Origin of the sequence: Flavobacterium sp. MAHUQ-57 (assembly GCF_051908335.1) — a bacterium.
GTDB lineage: Bacteria > Bacteroidota > Bacteroidia > Flavobacteriales > Flavobacteriaceae > Flavobacterium.
In genome coordinates this window covers 809840-823077 of the sequence record NZ_JBPZTE010000007.1, presented here as the reverse complement: position 1 = coordinate 823077, position 13238 = coordinate 809840, and the positions used below count along the sequence as shown (strand labels likewise).

Below are 13238 nucleotides of genomic sequence, written 5' to 3'. Positions count from 1 at the left end.
AATTGAAAGTCGATTTTTTTGAAATTATTTTCAAAAGAATTTGTTAAAAAAAACTTTAACAGTTATTTTCGCCACAAAATAAATTTAATATTAGTAACTCTATTACAATGCCAATAGTAGAAGTAAATTATCTAATAAAGATAGTTTGAAACTGTCTATTTGGGTTTTGTGTCTTACAACTGGAACTAATTTGAATTATTTCTTAGCAAAATTATAAAGAACCTCATTACGATTATACCATAAAATGAAACCAAATTCAAGATTTCAACGGGCCATTGCTACGTTCTTTTTATTGATATTCTTTCCAACGTTAGTACCACAAAGTTTATATGCAAATAATAATGGGCCAGCGGCACCTGAGGCAACTAGTTTTGAGCCTGTAGACGCTACGGATATGGTTAATTTGGCAACAGGTGATATGTCTTACGTGTTGCCATTAATCAATGTTCCAAGTCCGGAAGGTGGTTATCCGTTAGCGTTGTCGTATCATGCTGGGATTGCTATGGATCAGGAGGCTTCATGGGTTGGATTGGGATGGTCTTTAAATCCAGGAGCGATAAATCGTTCAGTTAATGGAGTTCCGGATGATTGGAGTAAATCGAGAGTAAGTAAGTTGGCATATGACAGGGGAGAAACTTTAGATTACTACAATTTTGGGATTGGAGGTACTTTGCCAAATGGTATAACTATAGGGATTAGTAGGTCTTGGGGAGCTCATCAGGCGTGGGGTGGTACAGTTGGATATATGGGAATGACTATGACTGCTGATACCGATGGTTATGTAGGAATTGGTATAGGTGCCGGCGGAGCTTCTATGTATATGGATACCGAGGGCAATGGAGGATTTACTGTGTTTGGTTTAAAATATACAGAAACTGAATCTGGAAAAAGTATTGGGGCTAGTTATGGTGGTTTCTCAATGGATTTCGATCCTGAAACAGGAAAAGCAAGTAAGTTCTCCGCTTTGGGTGTATCTTTTGATTCAAAGAATAACAGTGTAGGAGTTGGTCCTGCTAGTATTAATAGCTCTCAGATGAATCTTTCGAAAGGAGATTTTTATTACAAAGTGTCAAACGATGGTTTTAACTTAAATGCAGGTCTTTTTTGGGTAAGTTACCAACACACAAATGTAACATATTCATTGTTTAAACTTAATAACGAATATGTTTCAGGAACACTTAATTTGTTTGATTCAAAAAAAGAAAATGGATATACACAAGATGGAAGACATTATATGGATGTTAAAAGATTCATTTTCGATGGAAGTCAATCTGAGAACATGGGTAGTCCAACTTTTATAGAGAGAGCTTTGACTTTGCCTAATTATGATAATTATTCAATTTCAGGACAAGGAATAGGTGGGGTATTTTCTCCTAAGATATTTGATGAGATTTTGTTGTATAGTTCATCCGGAGAAAATGAATATAGACGTTCTTGCTTCCTTACAACTCCTTCCAGCCCTAGTGATTCCAATTATAAATTAAATAATAAAATCTTCTTTTATTTTGATAATGTAAATTCCTCTTTCTTAAGAACACAAAAAGGAACTTTTAAATCTTTAGATAGTGCAATTGATTTGCATGCTTTTTATAATGGCGCCCCTGTAGACACAAATATTTATATGCCTATTGGAAATGAGGCGAATTTAATTAGCAAAATTATAACAGATAATGATACTAATTTTTCTTCCCTTTATGATAACGATGGAAATCTAAAAAAAACAAACGAGAGAAAAAGAGATGGTAACTTTATTGAGGCTTTTACAAATACTGAAATAGTAAATGGCAATACTAATGGTTACTTTCTAGAAGTTCAAGGATATGATAGGAATTCGTATAAAAATATGTCTCCTGATGGTATAGGGGCTTATAGGGTAACGGGATTAGATGGTAAAGTTTATCATTATTCGCTACCGGTTTATAGTATGGAAGAAGTTCAGAAAAATTATAAAAATGCGAATGACGAAAATGAAAAGTTCTTTGAAGCAGTTAAAAAAAATCCCTACGCTACTCATTGGTTGTTAACCGCAATAACCGGACCTGATTATGTTGATGTTAATAATAATAATGCTGTAGATGAAAGTGATTATGGTTATTGGGTTCAGTTTGATTATGGGAAATGGTCTGATGGTTACGGTTGGCGTTCACCCAAAGTAGGAGGTAAAGCTGATATTAAATATTTGGGTAGTGCTCCTATAGGTTATTTTTATTATTGGGGGCGTAAAGAAGTTTATTATCTGGATAAAATTAAAACGAGAACCCATTCGGCTTTGTTTTTAAAGTCTATAAGAAATGATGATAAAAGTTCTATTATTCAAAAGGGAAATGGGAGTTATAGTTCAGGACCGATACCTAGAAGTATAACAGAAAAATATGCGGATAAACTATACAAGAAAAATGAAATAGGTTCTTATTATGGAGTGAATGGTGATAATGATGTAAATGGACATTGGAGAAGTTTTAATGAGCAAGGTGATTATAGGCATGAAAGTTATAGATATGTTAATTTGCCTGAAAATTACTCATTAAAACTAGATAGGATTTTATTATTAAAAAATACGGATGTAAACGGAGTTCAAAAAAATCTATATCAAGGGATGAGTAAAAAAACAGGGTATACCTATTTTGATTATGGATTTAAAGACGGTGCATCCCAATTTGCTTATTCAATATGGAGAAAAGACCCTTTTGATGTTAGGAAATCCAACATAAATACTGATCAGAACGTTCTAGAAAGTGCGGATATTTCCAGGTTAAATCAATCTAATGGATATGATTTAGCCGGTAAAGCATCTAAAGTGATTAATTTTAATTATGACTATAGTTTGGGTAGTAATCTTCCAAATGGAAGTGCAGGGAGATTAGCATTGAGAAGTGTTGAATTAAACGGCAAGAATAATATTAAAATTTTGCCTCCATATAAGTTTAATTATTTAAAAAGTACTACTCCTTATAATGCAAATAATTATGATGTCTGGGGTCATGTAAAAGATAATCCTGATGCATGGAGTCTTGGTGAAATTATCACACCGACAGGAGGTAAAATAAATATTGAATATGAAGCTGATTCATTTATAGAAGAAGCAGCATTGCGTCAACCTTCTATGTATACTATTGGTTGTGATTTTGCCCGAAATAATTTATATCCACAGTATACGCAATTTTCGATCAGCGGTGATTATATAACGGTGAAAATCGGGTCAGCACATAATCAAGAATATACACCTAATTTAGATAACATATTTGAAGTTGGAGATGAAACTTTTTTTGGATTTAGGTTTTTTCAAAAAACACCATATTATTATGCTAAACCACTTAGCGAATATAATTCTTATACCGTAGAGGAAGTTGATAATGTAAATAAGAAAGTTGTTTTTAAAATTAATACAAAAACAGATCAAAGTATCCACAATAGAGCTTTTTATGGTCCCCAATATACATTGTCGATGATGTCGGGTAGTAGTGCAATAGTAATACCTGATGGAGGACCAAACGAAGTTGTTAAGGCTTTTACTATTTTCAAAAGAAGGAAACCACATTTGGAAAATTTTGGTTTAAATGGTAAAAAAGGAGGGGGTATAAGAGTGAAAAAAGTAATTGTTTCAACTAATGAAATCGGGGAAATTATTACGACAGAATATGATTATCGTAATCCTAAAAATAATCGAATATCAGGAATAACTTCTTATGAACCTTTTGATGCATCTTATGAGTCAGTGAAAATATTTGGTATTGAAGAAATTCCGTCACCCAACGTTATTTACGGATATGTTTCGGTTTCTGTTAAAAATCGTTCAGAAGTTTTGAATAAAACGATTTACAAATTTAAAACTTTAGATGGATTATATTTACGAGACTATAGCGTAAATTTGAGTAGTTATTTAGGTGATTCTTATGCAATAGTTCATGAAGATTCAAATAGAATCCCTCCAACTTCGGGACAGTATGGTAGACAAATCAGTTATGACAAGATTACCTTGTATGACAGATTATCGAATATTGGAAATCTAATCTCGGTACATTCATATAATAACAAAAATCAGCTTTTAAAAAGTGTCGTGAATAATTATAAAGAATTTACCAATAATGAAATTGATAATGGAATATCTCAAGAGACTTTTAAAACTATTATACGGGAAGATACAGATCAATTAGTATCTGGTCAATATTCATATGTTCGAGTGAGACCAATGTATCTGTTTTCATCAATCAGTAAAGTAAAGTTTCCGAGTAGACTAGTTTCTTCTACAACGACATTACCTGGATCGACTAATACAGTTTATTATGATAAATATGATTTCTTGACAGGAGAAGTGGCAGAAACCAGAATAATGGCAAGTGATGGAAAGGTGTTTAAGAAAAGGTTTGTTCCTGCATATTCGAAGTATAGTCCAATGAGATCCAAGGTCGATAATCCTAATAATCGCAATATGTTGTCTCAAAAGGCTGCTGAGTATTCTTATATTTATGATCCGGCAGATGCAAGTAAACCCTGGAAAGAAACGGGTGTGGGTATCACGACATGGAACAACGAATGGACGTATCAGGATATCGAGGGCAATTTAAACACGCCAACGTTAGACAAAGAAAAAGTATGGCGTAAACACAAAACTTTTGTTTGGAATGGTGTAAGAGACAGGGGGATTTTTCAGCACTTTGATAGCGCTACCGATGATGGTTTTGATTGGACAGTTGGAGTAGGCTCGCAGTCTTCCAAATGGAAACAAATATCAGAAGTTACCAAATATGATCATTACTCTATGATGTTAGAAGCGAAAGATATCAACAAGAACCATGCGGCAACAAAAATGGGTGACAACGATACAAAAATCACTACTGTAGGTAATGCCAAGTACAATGAGTTGTTTTATTCCGGTATGGAGAATTTGAAAAGCGGAAGTCAGTGGCTGGACCCTGGAATCAAGTCAAATGGAGCTTTGCGTTCCAATGTTTTGGCACACACAGGGTCATACAGCGCGAGTGTAACTGATGCAACAGCGCTTACTATATATTTAAAAGCGAACCAGCATAAAGCGGGTAAGTATAAATTGAATGTTTGGGTTCATAAGAATAATGCACAGGAAGCCCGTATAAATTATGATGGGGTAACGTATAATTTTAACGGAGAGACCAAACAGGCAGGTGATTGGATTTTAAAAACACATTATCTTGATCTTACTGTAGCTGACATTAAAGTTCATTTACTTTCCGCGTCTAGTGCAACGGTAGTTTACGATGATGTAATGTTACGTCCTTTGGCTACCAGTATTGCAGGTTATGTTTATAACCAGTGGGATGAACTGTCCCATATAGTAGGGAACAATGGTTTGGCAACACGCTTTGAATACGATGCAGCAGGACGCCTGGTTAAAACGTACATGGAAGTGTTCGATGATCCAGCAAACATGTTAACGGGTGGCTTTAAGTTAACCAAAGAAAATAAAATGAAATATAAATATTTATAAAACGTAAAATAGTTTTTGAAAAATAAAAAGAAATAGTAATTTTGGAAGCGTAAGGAGGAGATTTCAAACCGAATGGTGAAGCGTAACAGTGGATGTTGTTGTGGTTGTTTTTAAATATACAGCTCTTCTCCTTTTCTTTCCTTTATCTTTAAATCTTATATGAGTCACTTCACAAGGAAAGATTTTATTAAATTAACATCATTAGGATTTTTAGCGACGGTTTTACCTGTACATCAGGTAGAAGCCGTAAATGGATTATTCAACCTGAATATTCCTGAGGGAGCTAATGATTTGCAAAAGGCACAACTAATCGCTAAAAATGCAAAAGAGCATTTTTATAAAAAAGAATTTGCAAAAGCAGAAGAGCTTTACTTACAGTGTGTTAAGCTGGCGCCTGCTTATATACAGTTTTACGATTCACTTAGTAATGTATATGGTGTACGATGTAATCATTTAGCAAGCGTAGAACTTTTTAAAGCCGGGATGAAGAAAAACGTAGCTAAGGCGGTATTCTGTGATCGCTTGGCTAAAGCTTTAGTGCGTTTGGAAAAAGGCAATAAAAAACAAGCAAAGGAGTACAAAAAGAACCACAAGATATCCCAATCATTACTTGAGGAAGCGGAAAAACTTTGGAAAAAAGGAATTGCTCTGGAAGGGAATAAAAAGTATTTGCAGGAAGGCCTTTCCGTATTAGAAAAATCAAAGCAAAAAAGAGGAGCTGCAGTAAAAATGTCTGCAAAAGAGTCGAAAAAACTTATCATTGAACGTAAGACGCAAAATCGTAAGAAGATTAAAAAAGAACTATTGGCCAAATCCAATCAGGATCTGGAAGGAATGGTTAAAAAGATAGACGCTAAACCAAGAACTGTTTTGTTTGTTGGAAGAGAAAAACAACAACAACAATTTCATATCACCAAACAAAAGAAAAAGTTACTACGGTTATTAAATGAAAAAGACAAAACGAATAAGATAGCTGTATTAAAGAGATCGCAGCAAATATTTGATCTGGATCCAACCGACTCATTGTCTTTGTTTCATCTGAAAAGAGCGTTATATGCAAATGGAAACTATTTTGACTTGATAAGCCAAAGACAAAAGTTTGCGCAAAAGAAAGATTCAGTTTACGCTTACTTAGGTGTGGTGGATGCAATTGAAACAGCGCATGAAAAAGGACAAACAAATCCTGAAGCCCTAAGTAATGCCATTTCGATTTGCGGTCTAGTACTGTCCAACTTCAGCCTGACTGAAAAAACAACAGTAGAAGTAATTGATAAACTGACCAAGATTTATATTCTTCAGGGTAAATCAGCAGATGCCATAACGATGTTGGAAGCTTTGATAAACCAATTTGAAAACAATTCTGTATGTTTAGTCAATATGCTGTTGTACCGCTATGCTTCGGCTTTAAAATCGGCCGGCCAAATCCAAAAAGCAAAAGAGGTGTTGAACATCGGGATTCATAAAATAGTGAATCAGGATCCTTCATTGAGTAAAGTTTACCAATTGGCTTCAAGAAAAGAAAAAGAGGGTTTCAACCAGAAAAAGCCGTTGTACCATTTACTCTACGAAATTCACAATGAATTGGGAGAAACCGAACAAGCATCTCAGATTCTTCTGGATATAAGACAGTTTAACCCTTCAGATAAATTTAGAACTAAAAGAAAATAAGAATAGAAAATGATTTCAGGTGTTATAAATATGAAAAGAATAATATTGGCAAGTTTCTTGGTTTGTGGTGTGTCTTTATATGCACAAGTAGCAACTAAATTGGATGTAGCCGATACCAGAAATACTAACGATCTCCCTAATTTCAGTGACAGAGGTATAAGAGCCGATTTTAAATTCAGATCCGTAATTGGTGTGCCTGGAACAGGAACGTACAGTGCAAACCTAACCATTAACCAATGGACCAATTCAGACAATTCAGGAGGAAAAGTCCATCAGTTGAATTTTAATGACGGCGGTATTTTTTACAGAAATGCTTTGCCTTTACAGTCAAGTTGGGACACTTGGAGAAAATTAGTTGTAGCGGAATCTAATGGTAATGTGGGTATAGGTACAGATGTCCCTCTTGGGCTTTTACATGTAGGTGATAACACAGGTGCCGGAATACTTTTTTCGAATAAAATATCGGGAGTTAGTTCACAAATCCCAGGGCAAATTGCTTGGGGTGATTCCTCAATGGGATTAGCTGGAGATTTAATTGTTTCACCTAGGACAAGTATTGCTAATAATTCGGTTCGATTTTATACAAATGATGGGGCGAGTATTTCGGAACGATTCAGGATTGCCGGAAATGGCGATATTGGAGTTGGAACAAATGCACCACAGGCTAAATTAGATGTACGAGGGAAATCGTCATTTAGTGACAATATGGTAGTAAATGCGAAAATAGAAGCCAAAATAGTTAAAGTTACAGCAACTCCAACCGCCGATTTCGTTTTTGAAGAAGATTATGGTCTTCCGAAATTGGAGGAAGTTGAAAAACATATTAAAGCAAAAAAACATTTACCTGAAATCGCTTCTGCTAAAGAAATGGAAAAAGAAGGAGTAGATGTAGGGGAGTTCCAGATTAAGCTGTTACAGAAAATTGAAGAATTAACCTTGTACGTTATCGATCAGAACAAGCGTATCAAAGAGTTAGAAGCAAAATTGGAAGAAAAACAAAAATAAGCCTGTTTTAAAAATACAGGGAAGATATCAACGATAAAGAATAGTCATCATTTGTGTCTTTTTTGAAAGACTGCATAAAGTTTTCATCTGAGTATGATAGATAAATTAAACAAGTTAATCACCTTTGCATTAGTATTGGTAAGTTTCACGGCAACTTCCCAGACAATTTTAAATACCCCGGTCAGAATTTCCCGATCGGTGCAGGACCCTAATTCTATATTTTTGAAGCAAGGTTTTGAAGCCAATTCAACAACAGGTATAGAGTTTGAAGCGAAAACAGTATTAACAAGTTCAGTTTCGAGTGGTACATCATGTGAGGAATTTGGTAAAGTGGTTATTTCAGAAATTTATTTTGATACTCGATATTCTGAAAACATTGAAGGAAGGTACCATCATTATGGTGAATATATTGAATTATACAATTCATCGAATACCCCGATTGATTTAACAGGTTGGGTCATTAAAGATAATCATACACAATTTACTTTACACCAGAATTTTAATAATTCAGATATGATTATTGCACCTGGAGGGTATAAGTTAATTATCTATAGTGGGTTTTATGCTTTCAGGATGCCACTTCCGGTTCAGGGTTATCTCGATCAAGGGGCATCGAGTTATATCGGGATGACTGCTAAATTCATAGAGATGTTTCCTGAATTAAACAGTTTGCCTAATTTTACTGTTAATGATATTATCATACAGGACCGAATGGTGTTGTGTAATGAAGGTGATAAAGTTACTTTAGTAGCACCAACTGGAACAGTGGTCGATCAGGTAGTATATTCACAAATAGACGGTGGCTTGTCAGTTGGCCCGCAAACTACTGACTTAACAAAAATATCTTCGATAAATATCGATAATGGTGATGGACATATTTTTAACGGGCCAATCGGTTTAGTGAATCAATTGGATTTGAATGGCATTGTAGTAGTTGATGGTAACGGGGATCCTATCAAAGAACAACATGACGAATTCAAACAGGCTATTTACCGTTCAAACGTAGAAGGATATTATGCTAATAAATCATTTCAGTTTGCAATAGCTACTGCATCACCTGCTTCTTCACCTCAGGTGAGTGTTACATTAGCACCCATTGATCCTTACATGACCGCAACTTATACTCCTAATGATGACAATCAGACCGAAAGCGTTGTCTATGATATTAAGACAGGATCAGTTATAGGGCAATCCAAGACCTACTTTGATGATTTGGGTAAACCCCATGTTTCAATAAACAAGGATTTTCAAAACAACCTGACTTGGGGAAGTGAAACGGTTTATGATAATTTTGGACGTAATTGGAAGCAATCTTTCCCAACAACTACCTGTAAGGGGCTTAATAATGTAAAATATTTATCGGATAGTGCAATACGTTCACAATATTTGGAACCTTTCTATAGCAACAACAATATGCTTGAGGCCTATCAAGCTACAGCTGAACAACCCTATTCTGAGATTAATTATGATGATGATCTGAATCCTGGGAATGTGATCAATATAGTAGGGGGTAACAAAATTGATGATGGTTCAGGTCAGCCAAAATGGAAAACTGGGTACAGTTATACGGTACCAGCCGCTCAGGAAATGTATTATGCTTTTGGTTATAATTATTATAATGGGGCAATAACTGGTGGAAAGGAAGAAGTCATAACAAAATTTTTTAAATCGGTAAGTGTAGATGCTAACGGTGTGGAAAATGTTGTTTTTACTGATGGGGAAGGTAAAGTCTTAGCAGCGGCTCGATCGGGAGAAAGTAATAATTACCCTGTGTATTCACTTATTGGTACACAAGGTTTTATAGATGTACATATTCCTGTGAATGCACCTCCGGGAGTACTCCTTGGAAATGTTTCCGATTACAAAGTTTTCAACTTAAAGACAGGTATGCAAATTGTTCCAACTCCTTCCAGTCTGCCTTCAGGAGAAGGATATCGTATAGAATCTAATGTTATTCCTACTACAGATCCTAAAATATATATCGACCAAACGCCAAGTGGAGGAGCAATTACTTATGACGCAGGAGCTTTAGGAGTTTCTTATAGTGTAAACTATTATCACTATACCTTGAACATATATACCGAAACAGGACAATTAATTAAAAAGGTGCAGCCAAAAGGATATGAGTTTAATATGGTCATAAAAGATGTGCCACTTCATATGCAACCTGCAGCCATATCATATATTACAACGTATAGCTACAATAATCAGGGACAAATCAAAGAAATAAGCAGTCCGGATGAAGGAGTTTCGAAATTTGCGTATCGTAGTGACGGGCAAATACGCTACTCACAAAATGCCCTTCAAACAGATTCAAAAGTATCCTATACGAATTACGATGAGTATGCACGCCCTGTTGAAAGTGGTATCATAAAAGGAAACTTTGGTATTTGGGCGGCAGCCTCAGCAGATACAGACGGACCATTAGTGATAGGCTTTTCAAAATCAGAGCAGATATTTACAATTTATGATCATCCATTGAATTACGATGTCTCTATTACCTCTGGAGATCAAATACCTACAAGTTTGCAGTTAGGTACGCTAGTGGGATCAACGTACAAACAGGAAAACCTGGCGGGTAATGTAGCGGTGACTTATAGTAAATCAGGTTCGTTGTTTAATGCCATAACCTGGTACAATTATGATGTTTACGGACGTGTTGTATGGTTGGTGCAGTACAATGACGGACTAGGAACCAAAACCATTCATTATGAATATGATTACAAAGGGAATCCAATCAAGGTAATCTTCCAGAAGGATGTGGTGGGAGAAAAATTTATGCATCTTTATACCTATAATACCATCGACAATGCTTTGATTAAGGTGGAAACAGTCAAAGGAACAGATGCGCCTGTCACCCATGCCGAGTACAGTTATTATGCAACTGGAGCGTTAAAGCGTACGAATATTGCACAGGGAGCACAGGGAATCGATTATGTTTATACCCTAGGAGGTCAGTTAAAAAGCATCAACCATCCCAACCTGACACAGGCAGATGACCCGGGACATGATCCAAATGATGTTTTTGGTCTAATCTTGGATTACCACAACGGTGATTATCAAAGAGCCAATACTAATATTGCATCTTCACCAACAATAACGGGTCCTAATCAGGATTTTACCGGTAACATTAAAGCGGCACGCTGGGGCAATAATAATTTGACAGGAACCGTTGATAAAGCAGCTTACATGTATAATTATAACCGCAACGGTTGGATGGAAAGTGCCACGTATGGAAGTTTTAATACCGCTGGTGCGATTACACCGAACAATAAATTTGCAGAAAAAAATCTGACTTATGACGCCAATGGTAACATTGAAAAACTGCAGCGTACAAACGAAGCGGGAACTGTTATCGATGATTTGGCTTATAAGTATAATAACAATAACCAATTAAATCATGTTACTGATGGTGTGAACCCGGGAGTAAACTACGACATTGATATGCAAAATCCGGGTAATTATGTGTACAACAGTGTAGGTCAATTAATAAAAAACAACAGTGAGAACATAGATTACCTATACAATACACAGGGTCTGATCACTGAAGTTAAACAAAGTGGCCAAACCAAAGTTAAATTCTTTTACAACGAACGTGGACAAAGAGTTAAAAAGGAAAGTTACTCATTGGCGGGTACTTTACAAAGTACCACCTATTACGCATTGGATTTCAGTGGTAATACTATGGCGGTTTATACCAAAGTGGGAGCAAACCCAATCGTTCAAAATGAAATGCCTATTTATGGTTTATCGCGTTTAGGAGTGTATACAAGATCGACAACTGCAGGTACAGATTATATGAACTATCAGATAACTGATCATTTAGGAAATGTAAGGGCGATTGTGAAAAAACCGGTAGGAAGCCCGATAGTAGCAATTTTTACCGCCGATTACTATCCTTTTGGGGAAAAATTACCGTCAAAGGACAACGTTAGCGGAGTGTACCGTTATGCTTACCAAGGTCAGGAACTGGACGGCGAAACCGGTATGGAAGCTTTCCAACTTCGTCTATGGGATGGACGTATTGGTCGTTGGTTGAATCCGGATCCAAAAGGAGAGTTCTTTTCGCCTTACTTAGGAATGGGAAATAATCCAATCAGCCTTATTGATCCTGATGGGGGTCATACAAGTGATTTTTATAGACGTTTAGATGCAAATGGAAAACCAACCGGAGAAGTAATGTGGTTAGATATGACTGGTAAATTAGATGGTTTTGAATGGTTAGGTGCTGAATATAATTACCCGGGAGTGGGTTATGGATCTAGTTTGTATGGGAGTATTACTTCTTATAGTTATTCAACCGGAGAATTTACTTGGGAAGCTGGTAAGAATTACACGGAGGCTGTAGCTGTATCTGGTGTTAGTAGTAAAAGTAATTTTTTTGATTTTAAATGGTCGGATTATAGATCACTTACTCAAACTAATAACATTGGTGAAAGTGAGATTGCTTTTTCTCCTTTTGGTCTTGGAAGGGTTGATGTTACAAATTTTGCAGAGCAAGTTACCGGTACTCAAAAATTATTTGATATTAACGCGAAATACGATAGTGAAGGATACCTTGAAGATATTGAATACAGCTTGAATTTAGGACCAAATGCAGGAATAACATATTCCAGTGCTAATACAGAACTAAAATTTATGAATGCTGCAGGTGTAGGTGGAAGTGCTTATGCAACAGGTATTAGTATTGGGTCAAAAGGACTTGGTATACATTCAGAAGTTGGAGTAAATACCAAAGTAGGTAGTGATGTATATTATACTCCTTCGAAGACAGTAAAAGCAGCTTTGATATTTATATTGTCGGAAGGAGCTATTAAGCAGCCGATGGGGTCGTTTGCACATTAATATATTATAAAAATGTAAACTTTTAAATTTTTATTTTAGCTGTAAAACCAAGCTCCGCTAAGTCTGATTACGTCGAATCTTCGATTTCCTGTCTTGGAGAAATATACAAACAAAAAGCTATAGCAGAAATGTTGTAGCTTTTTTATTAGAAAAGAATTCTGATTTATTATTTTTGATATAACCCGATAGCGCGGATTTATTTCGTCAGTTCGCTATGCCCAGGTGTAATCGTGCCCGCAAAGAGAGGAAAACAAAA

At 35.7% G+C, this 13238-nt stretch carries 4 protein-coding genes; all 4 read left to right on the top strand.

Annotated features, from left to right (window positions below):
• Positions 1 to 244 precede the first annotated feature (244 nt).
• The 4 genes from ACS8MM_RS11755 to ACS8MM_RS11740 all read left to right on the top strand — a co-directional run bounded on the left by ACS8MM_RS11755 (position 245) and on the right by ACS8MM_RS11740 (position 12982).
• A complete protein-coding gene (locus ACS8MM_RS11755; RefSeq protein WP_379717114.1) occupies positions 245 to 5464 on the top strand; it encodes a hypothetical protein in 5220 nt (1739 codons plus the stop codon).
• A gap of 159 nt (positions 5465 to 5623) precedes the next feature.
• Entirely contained in the window at positions 5624 to 7132 is a 1509-nt protein-coding gene (locus ACS8MM_RS11750; RefSeq protein ID WP_379717111.1) for a hypothetical protein, read from the top strand.
• A gap of 30 nt (positions 7133 to 7162) precedes the next feature.
• A complete protein-coding gene (locus ACS8MM_RS11745; RefSeq protein ID WP_379717108.1) occupies positions 7163 to 8137 on the top strand; it encodes a cell wall anchor protein in 975 nt (324 codons plus the stop codon).
• Positions 8138 to 8230: 93 nt separating this feature from the next.
• Complete coding sequence (locus ACS8MM_RS11740; protein WP_379717105.1) at positions 8231 to 12982, top strand: lamin tail domain-containing protein; 4752 nt, start codon at positions 8231 to 8233, stop codon at positions 12980 to 12982.
• The last annotated feature ends 256 nt before the right edge of the window (positions 12983 to 13238 follow it).